Raw genomic sequence first — 19,132 nt, 5'->3', positions numbered from 1 at the left:
ATCGAGTCCCTTCGCTTTTGCCTCTTTCATTTCATTCCAAGAGGCCAAATAAAAAAGCAGAAGTTGAAAAATACTTTTCAACTTCTGTTTAATTTAATTTACAAGAAGGAGCTAAGTTATAAGCTTTTTAATTTTTTCTAAAAATCCTCAGATTCAAATATGGTGTCTATAACGGTTATTGAGTTGTTGCTTAAATCCAGTTTGCACAGTTCAAGTTTTTCCCCAAAGGAAGATCCATCTTTGGGTTTTTTTCTTGATGATAGTATATAGTAGAGACTATTGTCGTTTTCATTGTAGCAAAAACCTGTAAGGCTGTTTTCAATAGTAGAATTATTTTCTGTAACAACATAATATTCGGTAATAAGGTTTAGCTTGCTGTCTTTTTTGGAGATGCTAAATATAGCAGAATCTCTTGGTTCCTTCATGCGTCTTGCTTCAAAGTACATTGTATCTCCGATGGTATATTTTGAGCTTTTTACAGAAAAATTCTCATAATCTGTACGAAGGTATTGGTCAAGCTCTGTTTGGTTGAAAGGATAATAGAGGCTCATTACAGAGTTGTATTGCTCTTCGGATATATCGCCTTTTTGCTCGTAATTGTCAATGGCTATGGCACTGTATTTGCTGACAAGCTTGCCTGTTTGTTCACCCGAGTTATTTTTACCGCCATCGGCCTCAAATATAATGAGTTTATATATTATAAGGTCATTGGCTACCAACATTGAGCCTACTCTCTGGCAGTTTACGCTGGTAATTTCGGTTTTTTCAGAACCGTCAAAAGACTGCTTGATAATATTATGTGTATAGTTGGTATTTTGGATAGTTTTGTCTTCGGAAATTCTCTTAGTATAATATAAGTAATTATTATGTATATTGATGTTTAAGATTTCTCCAACTTCCAATTCGAGTTTGTTTGAGCCGTCTTTATTGATTCTGTAAAGACCTTCGGTGTTTGAATAGAAAATATATTCGTCAGTTACAGCAAGAGAACCGCATGTTAAAGCGTTTTTTACATATGTATCAAGGGTTATTGGTGCGTTTATTTTTTCTTTTATGAACTCAGGTTGCGAAAGTTGTGAAGTATCCGAAGATTGCGAAGGCGAATTCGAACCAAGCCTCGATACAAGAACCACAAACACCAGAATAAGAATTACGGCTGAAGAAATCAACATTATTTTCGAGTTACTTTTGCTGTTTTGCTCATTGTTCATCATTTAACCCCCTGTCAAATTACTTGTAAAGTTTTAGTGTAATTAATGTTTTAAAATTTGTACATAAAGCATAATATCATATAAAATAGCATGTACGAACATATTATAACATATAACTTCACAATATTACATAGCAATTATTTGACATCCTCATTTTTTGAGTCATATAAGAAGAAAAGGATATATAGGAAACGATATAGATATAAGGTTAGAAATACCATTTGGAATTATTGGGAGGAGAATACATAAAGCCTTTTAGGAATAATCACAAAGAGGATTCTTTAGTGTAAATAAAAGCTCGGGACATCGAGTCCCTTCGCTTTTGCCTCTTTCATTTCATTCCAAGAGGCCAAATAAAAGCTCTGGGAACTTAGCCCAGAGCTTTTTGTAAGGATTAATTTTTTTATTTGCTTAGTTGATATCCTTTTTGTATTCTACATTAAACTTTATATTGTCGAAAGGTACTGTAATTTCAAATTCATCTTCGTCCCCAGATTTTGTACCGTTCATATCTTTATCTTCATATAGTGTATATGTTATAACAGGTCCGGCAGTATCAACAGTACCCTTAATGGCTAGAGTAGTCTCGTCAAAAACCTCGGAATAGTTGACAATCAGTGTTAAGTATAGTTCATTGCTTTCTAAGCCGTAGCTCAAACCGCCGTCAATACTTGTGAGTGTCGCCAGTGCATTACCGCTGAAGGTGTAACTGATATTGTACTTGCCATCACTGGATGGCGCAAGTCCTGATAAGTTGGCAATTGATTCTTTTGTACCATCTGTTTTCTTGAAGAACAGTTCAACAGGTTTGAGGTAGTCTGGCACTGAAAGTTCAAATTTTGCCGAACTGATTTTCAAGTTTTTAACAGCAAGTTAGGTGGCATATTGTTTGAAAATTGCGCCAATTTATTAATGAAACTGGATGATAAATGATAATTTTTCATTTCTTCTTTGGATGGCCTGTAGTAATACACGGAGTCGGAAGTATCGATATTTAAATTCTCTGCCAAATCATAAAGAGGATCTATTATTTCTTCATTATCATTTGCTTCTTGACGGAATAATGACAAATCAATAAATATTTTATAAATTTTTCCGCCGTCAGTACTGCTATTATATTCATCAATCATGGAACAAAGTTCTTCGACATACATATTTCCTTTGTTTCCTGATTCATCGGAAACCTGATCTTCGTTGATGTCTTTGTAAAGATCAAGTTCAAAATTATCTGTACCACTAACGATGGTGTATGCATTTGGGTCAAGACTTGTAAATACAATTAAGAATTTCTCTGCATCAGGATCGCAAATGTCAGACTTAAATATTCCCAGTGCTTTTCTTATTGCGTCTCCAAGGTTACTTCTCTTTGTGGTTACATCAGCTTTTAAAGTTGAGATGTAACTTCTTAAGTCATCTATTTCAGTGGAAACATCGTAAAGCTTCCAGTTTGTTGTCTCCGGATCATCTTCATCAATACCGATTATATCAAGTTCATTGACGTCGGCATAATCGGAATAAGTTATTACTCCTGCTCTTGTATAAGAATCGAAAAGGTTTGGAAGATAGGATATTGCTTCTTTTACAGCATCGAATCCTTTTGTTTCTTTAATAAATCGTTTAAAAGGATCTGTCATATCCTCTGTAGGTCTATTAAAAATAACGTTTGAAGGAGGTATAATTAATTCTTTTCCAATAAAACTACCGGTGATTTCGCAGTTTTGTCCATTTAATCTAATAGAACCGTTTGGTGCTATGGCAAATCCTTTAAAGTCTGATGTACCGGTTTCAATTGAAATATTTCCGTTTCCTGAAATAAGGTAAAGATTTTCTATAGCTCTTCCGTTAAGCTGCCCACCTTGTAGAGTTATATTTCCTTCTGCATAAATGAATTTTGGAGTATCATTTAATTCGGAGAAAATACCTCCTTGTACGGAAATGATAAGATCTCCCTCAAAGTACATATTGGATTTAATTTTGAAAATTCCGCTTCCTAGAATCATATATTCAATGTTTTTATAGGATAATTCACTATAAGGAGCACCAGGATTCTTGTTAGTATACTGTATATAGATATCGTTACCGTTTTTAATGTCTTCTTCAGATTTGTAAGGCCAAGAATATAGATGCTTGTTTTCTTCCTTAAACTGTATTTGGGCACCGTATTTGTTGACATCAATTTCATCTTCTATGGCTGATGTCAATACATTAATCATATTAGTTATTTCGCCATCTTCTTCAAACAAGTAGTCATAGTACTTACGGTCATTTTTGCTTAATTCCTCTCTTGGTTTAGCTTCATCAACAAGTTTAATTTCGGAGGTTCCTATAGTTCCTTTCCAACTTCCTTCACGCTCATAATATTTATTTTTACCTTCCACATTTACAGATGCAGTATCAACCATAATTTTATCTCGAGTAAAAACATCACCGTTTATTGTGATATTTTGACCTTGATATGTTGCGATACTTCTTGAAAACAAGGCATGTTCAAATATCCCTAAAAATGGAATTGGTGTTTCGGTAGATTCATAAGATGAATCAAATAAAACAATAGCTTCTTTTTTAGACGGAACAGAACTTACTTCAATTGAGCCATCGTGGGAAAATTTAATTTCGGATGGTTCAAAGAGTCCCATAGGATTTTTTAATGGTGTAACACTATTGGTGTAATAAAAATCCATCAAATCATCCGCCCATACGTTGTTAACCTGTAAAAAAGCCAGATTAAGAAAAACGCCAATTGCTATTAAAATAGCAAAAGATTTTTTCAAGGCTCTCTTTTTCATTGTACATTACCTCCCTTATTTAGTTGGTGATTAAAAGTTAATAAGTCTAAAATTGTCCAGCTACAATAATACCGAGGGTTATATTGTCAAAACTTATACTGTGCAATTTCAATATATTTTCCATCTTGATTTTGGTACATTACAACCATATACTTAGGAACAAATGTTTTTGACATATAAAGTGATGCCCAGAAATCATAAGGTTCCGATTCGGATGGCTGAGCATAGGCTTTTGTTTTTTGGAATTACCGTAATTATCGAACACCTCAAGCAGCAAAGTAGCGTTTTTCAAGTTGGTTTTGCCCATAATTGCAATTCTATTGTTGTTAGTTCCTTCTACTTCTTTAATGACAACTTCATCGAAAGAAAATGTCAGGTCTTCATATGTAGTCTCTTCACCTAGGCTTTTTCTTTCCGGTTCTCCTGAGGAGGACGGTACATTTTCGGGCAATGTTATGTACACAGACTTTGTGCTGTCATCCCAAGCAACCTCTGCTCCACAGTTTTCACTGACAAATCTTAAAGGAACGAAAGTTCTGCCGTCGGTTATTTCAGCGGCTACGTCAAGTTCCTTTTCCTGTCCGTTTACAATGGCGATTTTATTACCAATGTAAAGCGTCATTTCAATGTCGTTGCCTTTAGCTGTGACCATACGAAGAGCAGGGTCCCAGCCGACATCCATGCCCAAAGCTTCAAATATCCTACGGAATGGAATAAGTGTTCTTCCTTCCTTAATATAAGGAGGCGGGTCATTGGAGTTGGTACCGAATTCCATTAGTTTACCATTAAAATATACTTTAACGTTGGTGGACGCGATGCTTTGAAGGGCGGTTGATAGAAACAGCATACATAGCAAAGTAGTGTAGACAACAAAGCGAAAAGCAAGAGATTTTAACTTTTTCATTATGATTCCTCCCCAAAATTTCTTATCTTTGTTAATCTCTCTTATTTATATGTTTTTTACTTATGGTTGTGAACGATAAGTAAAAACGAAGCTGGTTTTATCACTCCTCTTTTGCATGTGATTACATGAGTGAAACTACAGATGTTTATTAAAAGGAAAAATATACTTTTTTCCATTATCATTATATCGCAAATGGGTTAAAAAATAAAGGCATTTTTGCCATCAGTACAAGAAAAATATGTTTTTTAAGGACACGGATGCAATGATTAAAAAGGATTAAGTATGTAAACGGAATAAAAATCAAAAAAATTTAGGAAATTATAATTTTATTACTTAAATATTCCGATATATAGATAGCAGGTTCAAAAAAAATAAGGATAGAAGGCGAGAAGTTATGGATATAGCTACTCTTGTAGGAATAATTTTAGGTATTATATGTGTAATATGGGCTATTACGCTTGACGGAAACTTATTGTCCTTCTTGGATATTGCGTCGGTAATTATTGTTCTTGGAGGAGGACTGTGCTCCACTCTTATCTCTTGTAAAATCACCGAGTTTGCAAAAATTATGAAGGTGGTTGTAAAGGTACTGGCAGGAAAAGAATCAAGGCCTCAGGATACCATCAGGATGCTTGTCGAGCTTTCGCTTAAGGCAAGAAGAGAAGGTTTGCTTTCTTTAGAGTCGGAACAGGAAAATATCGATAATGACTTCTTAAAGCAATCTCTCCAGCTCGTTGTTGATGGTGTAGAACCGGAAGTTATAGTTGACACAATGGATCTTGAGTTGGAGAACATGAAAGCCCGACATGATAAAGGTGCAGGATTATTTAGAACTATGGCTTCCCAGTTTCCTGCATGGGGAATGATAGGTACCCTTATAGGTCTGATAAAGCTGTTGGAAGCATTGGATGATCCATCGACAATAGGAGCTGCCATGGCGGTGGCATTGGTTACAACCTTTTATGGAAGTGTTCTTGCAAATCTAGTATGTAATCCTATTGCAAGTAAGCTTGCTCAAAAGAGTAAAGAAGAAATACAGGAGAAAAAGATGATTATAGAAGGGGTTTTATCTATACAGGCAGGAGAAAACCCAAGGATATTGGAGCATAAACTGAAAACCTTCCTTTCGCCAAAGCAAAAGCTTGAATATGACAGGATGACAGGACAGGCTTCGGAAGAAAGCAAAAGAAATGAGAGAAGCGAGAGAAGTGAAAAAGGCAGAGAGGCTGCTGTGTAAGTGAGGTGTAATTTATGAAAAAATTAAGAAGGCAGTTGATGGAAGATGAACCGCCACAAGGTGCACCCGAATGGATGACGACTTACAGCGATATGGTTACGCTGCTGCTCACCTTTTTTGTACTCTTGTTCTCTATGTCAAGTATTGACAGTGAAAAATTTCGAGAGATTACCAATTCGCTGAGTGCAGCCTTTATGGGAAGCGGCAGCGGAGGTATATATGGTTATAATGACGGAACAGTAGTATACAAAATAAAGGAAAACAATGTAACCGGTGATATACTGGAGGAAGGTGAAGAAGCTTTTAATGAAGGAAAAAGTGCTGAAGTCGGGGCGTTTACAGGAGGAAATGCGGAAGCCGAAGCTCAAAAAATCGAAAATTTTATTGATGAGGTACAAAATATTGTTGAAGAGATGGACTTGGACGAATATGTAAAGGTGATTGAAGGAGATAAAAATTTGACAGTCAGAATAGATTCTGTCATACTTTTTGACCTTGGCAAAGCAGACATAAAGGAAACCGGAAGAGAAACGCTAAAAAAGATTGGAGAGCTAATAAAAGAGTTGGGTAAAGGTGCTACTGTACAGGGACATACGGATAATCTTCCGATTAACACTATGCTTTTTCCCACAAACTGGGAGTTGTCAACAAAGAGAGCAACCAATGTTGTGTTATTTCTCATTGATGAAAGCGGTGTAAATCCTGAAAAGTTAACTGCTACTGGTAATGGTGAATTTAGGCCTATAGCACCTAACGATACGGAAGAGAACAGGCAAAAAAATAGGAGAATTGATATCGTAATAGATAAATAGTGGATAATCAAAACTTTGATAATAAAGGCTTTATGGCAAAGTAGGACCATAAAGTCTTTTTTCGTTATAAAAATCATATATTGCGATGGAAATATCAAGCTCGAATGTTACAAAGGGGCAGGAAAAATGTTTGAGGGCTTCAAATGAGTGGGACTATTAATACTGGGTGAAATTGCTGTCCTAGAGTTTTTATTGAGTTTATATGTTGAATAATGTATAATGAATTTAATAAAATTATAAGTGAGGTCTAGAATGAAACAGGATATTTTTAAAAAACCCATGCATATGACCAGCATAGGGGGACAGGCACTGATTGAAGGACTAATGATGATAGGCCCTAAGAATGCTGCAATTGCGATAAGAAAACCGGACGGAGAAATCATCGTGGAAAAGAGACCTGTTCCAAAAAAAGGCAGACTAGCCAAGCTTCCGATAATTCGAGGATTTGTAGGTATTTTCAAGCAGATGGTTCTTGGAATCAAGGCATTGATGTATTCGGCAGAGTTTGTAGACTTGGAAGAGGATGGGGATAAAGAGCCGTCTAAAGTGGATAAGTTCCTTGACCGGGTTTTAGGTGACAAGCTTCAAGATGTATTGATTTATATATCTGTTGTTCTTTCGCTCATTTTCAGTGTATTTTTATTTATGGTGCTTCCAAACTTGGTGGCCTCGTTTTTGCCCATTGACAAATCCACAGGTGTGGGTTCGATAATATATAATGTTGTTGAGGGTGTTGTAAGAGTCGGACTTTTTATAACTTACATGGCTCTGACATCACTGATGAAGGACATTAAGAGGGTTTGGCAATATCACGGTGCCGAGCACAAGACTATACACTGCTACGAGAATGAAGAGGAGCTTACTGTCGAGAATGTAAAAAAATATTCAACAAGACATCCCCGCTGCGGGACATCCTTTTTGTTTACGGTTATGATAGTAAGTATACTGGTGTTTTCCCTGGTAGGACAGCATGGCTTGTGGATAAACATACTTTTAAGAATTGTTTTGATTCCTTTGGTAGCCGGTATTTCCTATGAGGTCATAAAAATAAGCGGAAGAAGCCAATCAAAAATAGCAAGAATTATCAACTCACCGGGTTTGATGTTTCAGGCATTTACTACAAGAGAGCCGGATGACAGTCAGATAGAGGTAGCTATTGAGGCTATGAAGAATGTAATGGTGGAAAATAAGGAAGAAGATAAATGGTGACAGGGTGATAGTGTGGTACTAAAAGATGCACTTTTGATGGGGACAAAACTTCTTAAGTCAGCGGATATTGATACCCCGGCATTGGAGGCCGGGGTACTTTTGTGCCATGTATTGAATGCGGACAGAAGTTTTCTGTATTCTCACGATGATTATAAAATGACCGATGAAGAGTATGAAAAATTTGTCTTATTTGTTGAAGAGAGAGTCAAGGGAAAACCTCTTCAATACATAACCGGATATCAAGAATTTATGTCTCTTGATTTTATCGTAACACCTGATGTGCTGATACCGAGACAGGACACTGAAACCCTCGTTGAGGCTGTATTAAAGCATGTGAAGGATACCGGGCTTAAGAATGCAAGAATACTCGACATAGGTACCGGTTCGGGATGCATAGCTGTAAGTCTAGCCCATTATGTAAAGGACAGCAGGTTCTTGCTTTGGATATTTCGGAGGGGGCGCTGCTAATAGCCGAAACAAATGCAAAAAGATGCGGTGTTAAGGACCGTGTGTTCTTTATTAAAGGTGATATATTGGGTGGACTTACTGATATTATAACCCAAAGTTCCTTTATAAAAGACACTAAGCACAATGATAAAGGAGCTTTTGACATTATTGTTTCCAATCCCCCTTATATACCTGCGGAAGAAATAAAAACTCTCCATAGGCAGGTAAGAGATTATGAGCCTCGAGCGGCGCTAGATGGGGGTGAGGACGGCCTTGACTTTTACAGGGTAATAACCTGTGAAGCTGCAAAGCTTTTAAGTCCGGGTTCGCTGTTGGCTTTCGAAGTAGGCTATGGTCAAGCGGAGAGTGTTTTTGGCCTCATGGAAAAAGACTTCTGTACTATTAAAATCGTAAAGGATTTGGCCGGAATTGACCGGGTGGTTATGGGCTGCAGAAAGTAGCCGGAGAATCAATCGTTCCATACGTTTATAAGGCCGGACTTGTGGAGACTTTTTAAAATTGTTACAAACATAGGACCTATGAAAAGTCCCGGAAATCCAAAGATCATCATTCCAAAATACATGGATACAAGAGTTGCAAAGGGATGAATTCCTGTCTGGCTTGAAACTATTTTCGGTTCGACTACTTGCCTTAAAATTACACCTAAAAGGTATACTGCCGTTATGCCTAAAGCCATTCGAATGTTCTTTGTAAATATATTCCAAATTATTAGAGGAAACAGAACAATGCCTGTTCCTACAATGGGCAGTACATCTGCTATTGCGGCGATGAAGCCGATTAGTACTGCGTATTCGGATCTTATGGCAATAAGTCCTAAAGTAGTTTCGATAAAGGTAATGCACATGAGAATGAGTTGGGCCTTTATGTATCCGGCTATGGTTGAAAAGGCATCACTCTTGATGCCGATAAAATTTTGTTTGAAATTTGCAGGAAGCTGCCTGTATATAAAGTTTCTAATCTTTTTTCGGTCACTGCTTATAAAATAAGAAGATAAAAGAGTGACGGTAGTGAATACCGCAGCTTTGGGTATTGAAGCAATACTATTAATAATCGATTCTGCTATCCGGCCGATTATAATCTCGATCTTGGGCAGCAATGATTTAAGGTTGCTCTCGAAGATACCGGACAGACTCTTCGGAAGATAATAATAAAAAACACTGACACGGTTGTAGCAAGCCGATGCGGTGGCGGAAAAGGATTCCATATAGCGGGGAAGATTGGCATTAAGTTTTACCAGCTCATAATATACTTTAAATACGCATAAGGATATGAAAACTATAACTATGCTTACCGTTATAGCAAGAGATATAGCCGAGGCGATTCTTCTATTTAACCTAAGCTTCGTTTCCATATAATTAATAACAGGTTCATTGACAGAGGATATAATTATGGCAATTAAAAAAGGCAGAATAAGAGCTAAGAAATATTTCATGAATATATAGATCATAAACAGCAATACAAATACTAGCGACAAGTTTAATATTGTTTTTTTTGCTTTTTCCATATAGAGTTCATACCTTTGTTTCTCCATAACTTTTATGTAATAATATGTGATAAAATGCACGGTCATGCTTAAAGCAAAATTCTATATAATAAAATATATGACGATAAATTTATAAAAAAACGATATATATGAATAATAGGATAGTGCTGTTTATTCGGAAAATAGAATACGAACAGTTATTAAAATCTATTGTAATTTGGCAATTTCTTATTTGACTTATTTGTGAGTTGCAAATATAATATTCAGTGAAAAAAAAATACCCTACCGAAAAAGTAAAAAGGCCTGTCAATGGGGATAGGTTTATAGCTCTACTCGAATATCTTATTACAGAAATTGCTCATTTTTAGTTTTTGTCGCGGGACATTCTATGTTGTATACAAAATACCTACAAAGATAACGAAAATCCACTAATTTCGCATGATAGTAAGGATTGCCTGAATTACACAAATCAGAATATTTTATTAAAATTGACGGTATGTTATTATAAAAAAGTGAGCATTTAAAATACACATACTTGTGGTATATAAAAATTTGATTTAGTATATAAAAATTATTTAAAATGGGGTCATACAAATGTTGGTAAAAAACTTCTTTAAAGGAGGAGCGAAAGTTCCTCACTTCAAAAATACTGCTGAATGTGAAACGGTCAAAATGGAGGTACCTGAAAAGGTAAGAATTCCTATGCTTCAGCATATTGGAGCACCGTGCGAACCCTGTGTAAAAAAGGGGGACACTGTCCGGGTGGGACAGATAATTGGAAATTCCGATAAGTATATATCTTCACCCATTCATTCAAGCGTATCGGGAACAGTAACCGATGTGGCTCCGATGCTTTATGCCGGAGGAATTTACGTTACCACGGTGGAAATTAAAACTGACGGAAATCAGGAGCTTTATGAAGGTATCAAGCCCCCGAGTTTTTCCAATAGCAACGAATTTGTTTCAGCCATTCGGGAATCGGGCTTGGTAGGACTTGGCGGTGCGGGATTTCCGGCTCATGTCAAGCTTTCACCACCTTCGGGCAAAAAGATAGACACATTGATAATCAATGCTGCTGAGTGTGAGCCATATATAACTTCCGATTACCGGGAGATTATTGAGAACTCTTGGAATGTAATCAGCGGAATCAACATAATCATGGAAGTTCTGGAAATCGATAATGTCCTGATAGGTATTGAGGATAACAAACCGGAAGCCATAAAAGAGATGACTCGTGTTGCGGAAACCGACGATAAAATAAATGTAGTCAAGCTAAAATCCCGGTATCCTCAAGGTGCGGAAAAGATGCTAATTTATGCAACAACCGGAAGGAAGGTTCCGCCCGGAAAGCTTCCTGCGGATGTTGGAGTAATTGTAATGAATGTAAACAGTGTGTCGTTTATATCGGAGTATACCAAAACCGGAATGCCTCTTATAAAGAAAAGGATTACGGTGGATGGACCTTCGGTTAAGAGACCTGCCAATGTGGAAGCATTGATAGGGACGCCGATATCGGAAGTTTTCAATTTCTGCGGCGGCTTTGGCATCGTTCCTAAGAAGATACTAATGGGTGGACCGATGATGGGAATAGCGCAGTTTACGTTGGATACACCGGTGCTTAAGCATACAAATGCCCTGCTGGCTTTTGATGAAACGAAAGCCGTATTGCCCAAAGAGCAAGCTTGCATAAGGTGCGGAAGGTGTGTTAAAGCGTGTCCGATGAACCTGCTTCCCCTCCAACTGAACAATAATACCATAAAGGAAAATATTGAAGAACTCAATAAATACCATGTAATGGATTGTATAGAATGCGGCAGCTGTGCTTATGTATGTCCGGCAAAGATAAATCTTGTACAGTCAATAAGGCTTGGCAAGGCACAGGTAAAACAGGCGGCAGCGAAAGGGGGTAAATAATTTGGAGAAAAGTTTTATAGTGTCGTCATCGCCTCATATAAGGGATAATGCAAGTACAAGGCAGATAATGCTCGACGTAATTATTGCCCTTATTCCGGCATCGTTGGCGGGAGTCTACTTCTTTGGCCCCAGAACGCTGATGGTGATTCTGGTAAGTGTCTTGGCCTGTGTGTTATCAGAATATGCTTCAAGAAAGCTGATGAAGAGAAGTAATACAATTTTAGACTTGAGTGCAGTGGTTACAGGCCTTTTGCTGGCATTAAACCTTCCGCCCACAGCACCTCTTTGGATGGTTGTGATAGGAGCAGTTGTGGCAGTAGTTGTCATAAAGCAATTGTTTGGTGGCTTGGGGCAGAATTTTATCAATCCTGCATTGGGAGCAAGAGTGTTTTTGTTTATATCCTATGCAGGTCACATGACCAATTGGGTAATACCAGGCGCTGATGGAGTCTCTTCGGCAACTCCCCTGGGATTGCTGAAGGCTGAAGAAGCTGCAGAAATTGTTTTTCCATCCTATAAAGACCTTTTCTTGGGCAATATAGGAGGATGCATAGGTGAGGTTTCTGCTGCTGCTCTTTTGATAGGCGGGGTATACCTTGTGGCAAAAAAGGTTATAGGCCCGGAAATACCTTTGGCATATATCGGAACCTTGGGATTGTTTACATGGATATTTGGAGGTCCGACGTTCTTTGCCGGAGACTTTCTATACCATATACTTTCCGGAGGTCTGATGCTGGGCGCAATTTATATGGCTACGGATTATGCAACTTCGCCTATGACCACTAAGGGACGGATAATTATGGGGATAGGATGCGGACTTCTTACAGGAATTATACGCTTGTATACCAATTACCCGGAAGGTGTATCCTTTGCAATTCTTTTAATGAATATTGCGGTTCCATTGATTGACAGATATACCGTTCCAAAAAGTTTTGGAGGTGGAAAAGCCGTTGAATGATATAGTAAAACCAACAATAGTGTTATTATTAATATGTTCTTTTGTTACTTTGGCTTTGGCGTTTACCAATATGCAGACAAAGGATAGAATAGCCGAGGCGGCAAGAATAGAGGAGGACAATGCCAAAAAAGAAGTATTGTCTTCGGCCGAAATCTTTGAAGAGATTCCGGATCTTGAGTCAATAATAAACCGAAATGAGGCTTTTGCTCCCGTAAAGAAGGCATTTGTGGGATTGAAAGGTGAAGAAGTGGTTGGAAAAGTATTCATTACGGAAGCAAAAGGTTATGGGGGCACGATAAAAATAACGGTGGGTATAGACAGCGAAGGGGCTATAACCAGAGTAAAGATTGGAGACAACAATGAAACACCGGGGCTGGGGGCCAAAGCGAAAGATAGGCCATTTATATCCCAGTTTGAGGGTATTGTTCCGAAAGAGCCGCTGGCTGTGGTGAAAAATGCAAAAACTAAGGATGAAGAGATTGATGCAATAAACGGTGCGACAATAACTTCAAAGGCTGTAACTAAAGCAGTTCAGGCAGCTCTTGATGTTAACAAGGAGATTAATGAAACAGAGGGGGGTCATAAAATGAGCGGTTTTAAGACTATAACGAAAGGAATAATAAAGGAAAATCCGGTATTCAGGCTTGTTCTCGGTACTTGCCCCACTCTGGCCGTAACAACATCAGCCGAAAATGCCATAGGAATGGGTGCTGCTGTTATATTTGTGTTGATGGGGTCAAATGCAGTAATCTCCCTTTTGAGAAAAGTAATACCGGACAAAGTCAGAATTCCTGCATATATTACGATTATTTCGGGATTTGTGACAATTGTGCAGATGCTTATAAAGGCATATCTTCCCGCTATCGATAAACAGCTCGGTATATTTATACCTCTTATAGTTGTAAACTGCATAATACTTGCCAGGGCAGAGATGTATGCAAGTAAGAATAATCCGTTCATGTCAATCCTTGATGGCCTTGGCATGGGAATAGGCTTTACTCTGTCGCTTCTTGTTATGGGAAGTATCAGAGAGATACTTGGGAATGGCACATGGTTTGGAATGAATATTACCGGCGGAATTTATGAGCCGGCAATAATTATGATACTTCCTCCCGGCGGATTTTTGGCATTTGGATTTATAATGGCAGCTATAAATAAACTTTCAGCGGAAAAGATTGAGCACACGGGCTGTGCATCATGTCCTATGCCTTGCGGGGTTTCAAATAATGGCGAGGAGGCTCAAGCGTAATGAATGATGCTAGTTTGATAATTATAATTATATCCGCTTTACTGGTAAAGAATTTTGTGCTTTCGCAGTTTCTGGGGATTTGCCCGTTTCTTGGAGTCTCCACGAAGCTTTCTACAGCCCTGGGAATGGGTTGTGCAGTAACTTTTGTTATGACGATTGCGTCCTTTGTTACAAGATTGTTGTATGGTAGCTTTCTTGTTACTTTTAAACTTGAGTACTTGCAAACTATAATGTTTATCCTGGTCATAGCGGCTCTTGTGCAGCTTGTGGAGATTATTTTGAAGAAGTTGGTACCTCCGCTTTACAGGGCGCTGGGTATCTATCTTCCTCTTATTACTACCAATTGTGCTGTACTGGGGGTTGCATTGCTGAATATTAACGAGGGATTTGACGTTTTAAGGTCTACGGTTTATGGTTTTGCTGCAGGGCTTGGATTTACTTTGGCATTGATTCTGTTTGCCGGAGTAAGAGAAAAATTGGAGTACAGTAATATACCCGAATCTTTTAAAGGACTTCCGATAGCGCTGATCTCAGCAGCTTTTGTTTCCCTGGCATTCTTTGGCTTCCAAGGACTTCTGGGTATATAAGAGTGTTTTCCAGATTATTAAGAGGGGTTGTTTAAAATATGGTTTTAGATTTGGTGATACCAACTGCTATTATTGGAGGTATAGGCCTTTTGTCAGGGCTCGGTCTTTCCATTGCTTCAAAGAAATTTGAGGTAAAGGTGGACGAGAGGGTTGGCATGGTAAGGGAGGTTTTGCCGGGTGCCAATTGCGGAGCCTGCGGACAGACGGGTTGTGACGCATTTGCAGAGGCCGTTGTTGAGGGAAAATGCAAGTCAAACGCATGTCCCGTAGGTGGACAGGAGGTTGCCGATAAAATTGGTGAGATTCTCGGAATAAAGGCTGAAGCATCTGTTGCGAAAGTTGCCAGGGTTATGTGCTCGGGAACTTATGAATCATGCAAGCAAAAGTACGAGTATAAGGGAATTGAAGATTGTGCAGCAGCATCAACCCTTTTTGGCGGTCCTTCGGCATGTACTTACGGTTGTGTGGGTCTTGGTAATTGTGTAAGGGCTTGCCCCTTTAATGCCATTGTGCTGATAGACGGCTTGGCGAGAGTTATAGAGTCAAGGTGTAAGGCATGTGAAATGTGTGTGGCTTCTTGCCCTAAAAAAATAATTAGAATGATTCCAAAGTCTAATGAGTATACGGTAGCATGCTCCAGCCTAGATAAGGGTGCAGTGGTAAGGAAAAACTGCAATGTGGGCTGCATAGGCTGCGGAAAATGCTCTAAAGTATGCCAGTATAGCGCCATAGAGGTTCAAGGTACACTGGCGAAGATAAATGCGGAAGCCTGTGTCAATTGCGGTGAATGTATGAAAGTTTGCCCTACCAAAGCAATTAAAAAATATAAATGCGAATTATAAGATATTTTGATAAATTAAGCTCAGCAAAAGCTGAGCTTAATTTATATTTGGCCTCTTGGAATGAAATGAAAGAGGCAAAAGCGAAGGGACTCGATGTCCCGGGCTTTGATTGATTATTACTGGCTCCGTTGCTTTTTGGTAACCAGTATTTGATTTCTGCCGTTTTTAAAGGACTTCTTCACATCGTATCCTCTCATCACTAATGTGTCGTATATGGTGTCGGTTTGTTCAAAATAGTTGTTTCCTACATCCAAAATCAAAGTCTCGTCGGGCCTTAGCTCACTTGACAGCTTTTCCAACGTGGCATCAATGTTCAGATTTTCTGCATTTATTATTTTATCATTGTCTTGATTCATTCTATTTTCCTCCTGCATTTTGGATAAAATAAGTGATAAATGATTTAAGCTGAACCGAAAAATGTTTGAAAGCACAACTTAATGCGTATATATTCTGTATATAGTATAGACATATGAGTGGTATTATATAAGAAAACTGTTGTTATGCTATAAAAAATTTCTTGTTTGGGAGTAGATTATGAAGAAAACGAATATTGTACTTATAGGTATGCCGGGGGCCGGCAAAAGTACTATAGGAGTACTTCTGGCAAAGGCGATGAAAATGCCTTTTATCGATATTGATTTGCTCATACAGCAAAAGTATAACAAATATCTTCAGGAGATAATTGATGATGTTGGTGTTAAAGAGTTTCTTTCTATTGAGGAGAAGGCAGCTCTTGAGCTAAATGTCAAAAACCATGTTATTGCAACGGGGGGCAGTATGATCTACAACAATTCGGCATTGAACCATCTTAAAAAGGATGGAGTGCTTGTTTATCTACAGCTAAGGTACGATGAGATTGAAAGCAGGATAGCCAATATATCCAGCAGAGGAATTGCTATGGAGAAAGGCCAGACTTTGATTGGATTGTATAGTGAGAGAGTACCTTTGTATGAAAAGCATGCGGACATTACAGTAAATTGCTCCGGTAAAGACATGGAAGTTATTGTGACTGAAATAAAAAACATATTTAGAAATGGAGAATAAGTTTTTTTAAAAAAATTTTATAAAGTTTGTATAAAAAGACCGAATATGGGTCAATACTATAATTGACCTCACAAAATACATTTTGACCCCCTTTACATGGGTTAGTCTTTCAAGGACTAACCTCTTTTTTTTACTGTTTAAAGTATTATTTAAGTTTATAGTTATTGGATGTAAAATAACAATGTAAATAAAGATTCTTGTGTATAGTGGTAATTATTTGATACAATAGTTTTATATAATTACTTAGGCAGATACTGTAGTAGGGGGGGAATGGTGATGAAGCACTCATATATTTTTGAAGAAGGAAATTGGAAAGCGGAAGGTCTTTATTTTGACCATGAGAATAATGGGGTTGGAGTTTATGGAGAAACAACAATCAAACATTTGAAAGATGAGTGGGTTTTGGATGGATTTATGGAGCTGAAAATAGAAAAGCCGGTAAGGTTTTTTAATATATATTCAATAAAACCGATATCAGATAAAAAAGATTATACAGAATGGACATCGGAGAATCCGGCATTAGGAAAACTTATAGGGAAATTTATGATTATAGGAGACACTATTTTGTCATCTTATATTTCCGAAAACGGTATATATTCCGGTACCGAATGCTTATATAAATCGATGAAAGCAAATATCTAAACAGGGGCTTTGCTTTTAACGGAGAAAACAAGCTTTCATCGTGGGAAGTCACATTAGAGCGTCTTTAGCCTTCTTGAATAAGGAATAAGGCAGCCATTGGAGCTGCTACGGAATAATGTTGATAATTTATATTCTATTTGGGTGGTTTTATGCACATCAAACATGGAAGATTAATGAAGAAAATTATAAAAAAATTGGGAAATAGGCATGAATAGGCATGACAAGGACTAAAAAATTAGTTGAGAAGAGCTGAGATGAGACGAGAAACTGAATTTAAAGGATTGGATTTGCCGGAGATTGTATTCATTGGAAGGACTTATGATGAATACAAGGCTATGTTTGATTTGACGGATGATGTTGTTAAGAATAATGCAATTCTAGATGTGCCTGCCGGTTCTTGCTCCTTTGCCGCAATTTCAAATTCCATGGGTGGGAAAGTAACTGTCGCAGATGTTGCCTATTACCATCCTGCCGAAAAACTGTACGAGAAGGGACTAACGGATATTTCGCAAATAGTTTCAAGTTTGTCAAAAGTCAAGGAACAGTATGTATGGAATTATTTTAAGGATGAGGATTCCCTTGAAAAGGCACGGCGCCAGACACTATATGATTGTGTGACTGATATGAAATCAAATCCGCATGTTTATGTTCCGTGTATTTTGCCAAAACTTCCTTTTGAGGATGAACAGTTTGATATCACGTTGTCTGCACATTTTCTCTTTACCTATTCGGACCGGTTAAGCCTTTCTTTTCATAAAGAAACCATTAAAGAGCTGTTACGTGTGACGAAAAAGGAAGTTCGCATTTTTCCATTGATAGATTTAAAGAGCAAGCGATATAGTGAGATGGATGCAATACTTGAGTTTATACAAAGCTGCGGTTGGCAGGCGGAAGAACGAGCAGTTCATTATGAATTTCAAAGGAACGCAAATTCAATGCTGAGGATCTATAAGGTATGTTATGGTAATATGGTTATATAGTGAGAACTATTATTTTGATTATACATTAAGAAGAAGTATAAAATGGAATGGTGAAAGGTATTGAAAATGTATGAGTGAGTTCAGTTTTAGCTATCATTTGAGGACAAATGATCCTCAAGAAGTTGTTAATCTGCTTAAAAGTTGCGGATTAAAGGGATATGTTTTTCCGAGTGTTAATAATTGGACGACATTTGTCTGTGAGGAAGAAGATGTTGAGGAAAATGCCAAACTTATAAATGCCAATACCGGATTATTGGTTTATTATAGTTTTGCAGAAGACTTCGGTTGGGGATTTTCTATTTTTAAAGGTAATGAGAAAGTCTGCAGCTATAATTGCTTATGGAGCGGACCTGTATTTGACGAAGACGGTGAACTTATTGTTGATGAAGATGGTGAATTGATAGAACTGGAAGATATAAGTATAGATGATTCCAACCTAAAAATTGATGAGTTATTGGCATTGGTTGAAAACGATGCTTCCAAAGTCAATAAGATAAAAGAAATTTTATATCCGAAGGATATAGACGAAACAATCGAAAGTAATCCGCAATATACATTTATGGAATTATTAGGTATTGAGAATTTTGAATGGGTATCCTATGGAATTGCATCAAGGCATACGGATGATTTTGAAGGCGTTATACAGGTGGATATATAAGTAAAGAGAGGTTAAATAGGATAGTTAACAATGGAGCAAGGAATATTATACGGGAGAAGAATTAATGGGCATTATTGACAAACTTAAAAGTAAAAAAATTAAAGTAACTGAAACAGACAAATGTCAAAACCCATGAAACAGGGTGGTG

Annotated in this window: 20 protein-coding genes and 1 pseudogene; 15 read left to right on the top strand and 6 right to left on the bottom strand. The window is 37.6% G+C overall.

The window, feature by feature from the left end; all coding sequences use genetic code 11:
• Positions 1-137: 137 nt before the first annotated feature.
• The 4 genes from JCM21531_RS07100 to JCM21531_RS17680 form a co-directional block, all read right to left on the bottom strand.
• Positions 138-1,214, bottom strand: coding sequence for a DUF5050 domain-containing protein (locus JCM21531_RS07100; RefSeq protein WP_243467355.1), 1,077 nt, complete (start codon positions 1,212-1,214; stop codon positions 138-140).
• A 408-nt stretch (positions 1,215-1,622) separates the two neighbouring features.
• Positions 1,623-2,069: a hypothetical protein gene (locus tag JCM21531_RS17685; RefSeq protein ID WP_054847042.1), complete on the bottom strand. Its 447-nt coding sequence runs from the start codon at positions 2,067-2,069 to the stop codon at positions 1,623-1,625.
• Entirely contained in the window at positions 2,066-3,997 is a 1,932-nt protein-coding gene (locus tag JCM21531_RS07095) for a vWA domain-containing protein (protein WP_054847041.1), read from the bottom strand. The genes JCM21531_RS17685 and JCM21531_RS07095 overlap by 4 nt, the downstream gene beginning before the upstream one ends.
• Before the next feature lie 139 nt (positions 3,998-4,136).
• Positions 4,137-4,901, bottom strand: a complete 765-nt coding sequence (locus tag JCM21531_RS17680; RefSeq protein ID WP_243467354.1) for a copper amine oxidase N-terminal domain-containing protein — start codon at positions 4,899-4,901, stop codon at positions 4,137-4,139.
• 394 nt (positions 4,902-5,295) lie between these two features.
• Between JCM21531_RS17680 and JCM21531_RS07085 the strand changes: the two genes are divergently transcribed.
• The 5 genes from JCM21531_RS07085 to JCM21531_RS21135 all read left to right on the top strand — a co-directional run bounded on the left by JCM21531_RS07085 (position 5,296) and on the right by JCM21531_RS21135 (position 9,067).
• The gene (locus JCM21531_RS07085) at positions 5,296-6,138 is read left to right on the top strand and encodes a motility protein A (RefSeq protein WP_038288639.1); all 843 of its coding nucleotides are present in this window, start codon (positions 5,296-5,298) and stop codon (positions 6,136-6,138) included.
• Between the two features lie 14 nt (positions 6,139-6,152).
• Positions 6,153-6,950 carry a flagellar motor protein MotB gene (locus JCM21531_RS07080; RefSeq protein WP_038288637.1) on the top strand — a complete coding sequence of 266 codons (798 nt, stop codon included), beginning with the start codon at positions 6,153-6,155 and terminating at the stop codon, positions 6,948-6,950.
• Between the two features lie 252 nt (positions 6,951-7,202).
• Positions 7,203-8,159 (top strand): DUF1385 domain-containing protein, encoded by a 957-nt coding sequence (locus JCM21531_RS07075; RefSeq protein ID WP_038288633.1) that lies wholly within the window; start codon positions 7,203-7,205, stop codon positions 8,157-8,159.
• A gap of 12 nt (positions 8,160-8,171) precedes the next feature.
• Positions 8,172-8,627 carry a N5-glutamine methyltransferase family protein gene (locus JCM21531_RS21140; protein WP_243467353.1) on the top strand — a complete coding sequence of 152 codons (456 nt, stop codon included), beginning with the start codon at positions 8,172-8,174 and terminating at the stop codon, positions 8,625-8,627.
• The gene (locus JCM21531_RS21135; RefSeq protein WP_243467352.1) at positions 8,600-9,067 is read left to right on the top strand and encodes a N5-glutamine methyltransferase family protein; all 468 of its coding nucleotides are present in this window, start codon (positions 8,600-8,602) and stop codon (positions 9,065-9,067) included. The genes JCM21531_RS21140 and JCM21531_RS21135 overlap by 28 nt, the downstream gene beginning before the upstream one ends.
• An 8-nt stretch (positions 9,068-9,075) precedes the next feature.
• On the opposite strand, the gene ytvI is transcribed toward JCM21531_RS21135, so the two are convergent.
• Complete coding sequence (ytvI, locus tag JCM21531_RS07065) at positions 9,076-10,131, bottom strand: sporulation integral membrane protein YtvI (RefSeq protein WP_054847040.1); 1,056 nt, start codon at positions 10,129-10,131, stop codon at positions 9,076-9,078.
• 573 nt (positions 10,132-10,704) lie between these two features.
• Between ytvI and rsxC the strand changes: the two genes are divergently transcribed.
• From rsxC to JCM21531_RS07035, 6 genes and pseudogenes are all read left to right on the top strand, one after another.
• Complete coding sequence (gene rsxC, locus JCM21531_RS07060) at positions 10,705-12,024, top strand: electron transport complex subunit RsxC (RefSeq protein ID WP_038288631.1); 1,320 nt, start codon at positions 10,705-10,707, stop codon at positions 12,022-12,024.
• A 1-nt stretch (position 12,025) separates the two neighbouring features.
• Positions 12,026-12,982, top strand: a complete 957-nt coding sequence (locus JCM21531_RS07055; protein ID WP_038288629.1) for an RnfABCDGE type electron transport complex subunit D — start codon at positions 12,026-12,028, stop codon at positions 12,980-12,982.
• A pseudogene (locus JCM21531_RS07050) lies at positions 12,963-13,523 on the top strand (RnfABCDGE type electron transport complex subunit G); the annotation flags it as partial. The gene JCM21531_RS07055 and the pseudogene JCM21531_RS07050, both read left to right, overlap by 20 nt.
• 45 nt (positions 13,524-13,568) lie before the next feature.
• On the top strand, positions 13,569-14,231 hold the full coding sequence (rsxE, locus tag JCM21531_RS07045; protein ID WP_038288677.1) for an electron transport complex subunit RsxE: 663 nt from the start codon (positions 13,569-13,571) through the stop codon (positions 14,229-14,231).
• Positions 14,231-14,818: an electron transport complex subunit RsxA gene (rsxA, locus tag JCM21531_RS07040; protein ID WP_038288626.1), complete on the top strand. Its 588-nt coding sequence runs from the start codon at positions 14,231-14,233 to the stop codon at positions 14,816-14,818. The genes rsxE and rsxA overlap by 1 nt, the downstream gene beginning before the upstream one ends.
• Positions 14,819-14,856: 38 nt before the next feature.
• Complete coding sequence (locus JCM21531_RS07035; protein WP_038288623.1) at positions 14,857-15,660, top strand: RnfABCDGE type electron transport complex subunit B; 804 nt, start codon at positions 14,857-14,859, stop codon at positions 15,658-15,660.
• A 116-nt stretch (positions 15,661-15,776) separates the two neighbouring features.
• Here the strand turns inward: JCM21531_RS07035 and JCM21531_RS07030 are convergent, their stop codons facing one another.
• Positions 15,777-16,016, bottom strand: coding sequence for a hypothetical protein (locus JCM21531_RS07030; RefSeq protein WP_038288621.1), 240 nt, complete (start codon positions 16,014-16,016; stop codon positions 15,777-15,779).
• A 178-nt stretch (positions 16,017-16,194) separates the two neighbouring features.
• Here JCM21531_RS07030 and JCM21531_RS07025 point away from each other — a divergent pair, with 178 nt between their 5' ends.
• The 4 genes from JCM21531_RS07025 to JCM21531_RS17675 all read left to right on the top strand — a co-directional run bounded on the left by JCM21531_RS07025 (position 16,195) and on the right by JCM21531_RS17675 (position 18,984).
• Positions 16,195-16,704, top strand: coding sequence for a shikimate kinase (locus JCM21531_RS07025; protein ID WP_038288616.1), 510 nt, complete (start codon positions 16,195-16,197; stop codon positions 16,702-16,704).
• Positions 16,705-16,980: 276 nt separating this feature from the next.
• Positions 16,981-17,346 carry a hypothetical protein gene (locus JCM21531_RS19140; protein WP_162149307.1) on the top strand — a complete coding sequence of 122 codons (366 nt, stop codon included), beginning with the start codon at positions 16,981-16,983 and terminating at the stop codon, positions 17,344-17,346.
• 239 nt (positions 17,347-17,585) lie between these two features.
• Positions 17,586-18,326, top strand: coding sequence for a class I SAM-dependent methyltransferase (locus tag JCM21531_RS07015; protein WP_201768054.1), 741 nt, complete (start codon positions 17,586-17,588; stop codon positions 18,324-18,326).
• Between the two features lie 70 nt (positions 18,327-18,396).
• Positions 18,397-18,984 carry a hypothetical protein gene (locus JCM21531_RS17675; protein ID WP_054847039.1) on the top strand — a complete coding sequence of 196 codons (588 nt, stop codon included), beginning with the start codon at positions 18,397-18,399 and terminating at the stop codon, positions 18,982-18,984.
• Positions 18,985-19,132: the final 148 nt, after the last annotated feature.

Source organism: Acetivibrio straminisolvens JCM 21531, from assembly GCF_000521465.1.
Taxonomy (GTDB): Bacteria; Bacillota; Clostridia; order Acetivibrionales; family Acetivibrionaceae; genus Hungateiclostridium; species Hungateiclostridium straminisolvens.
Note: the sequence above shows the minus strand (reverse complement) of the source record. Positions and strands in the feature narration are given on the sequence as shown.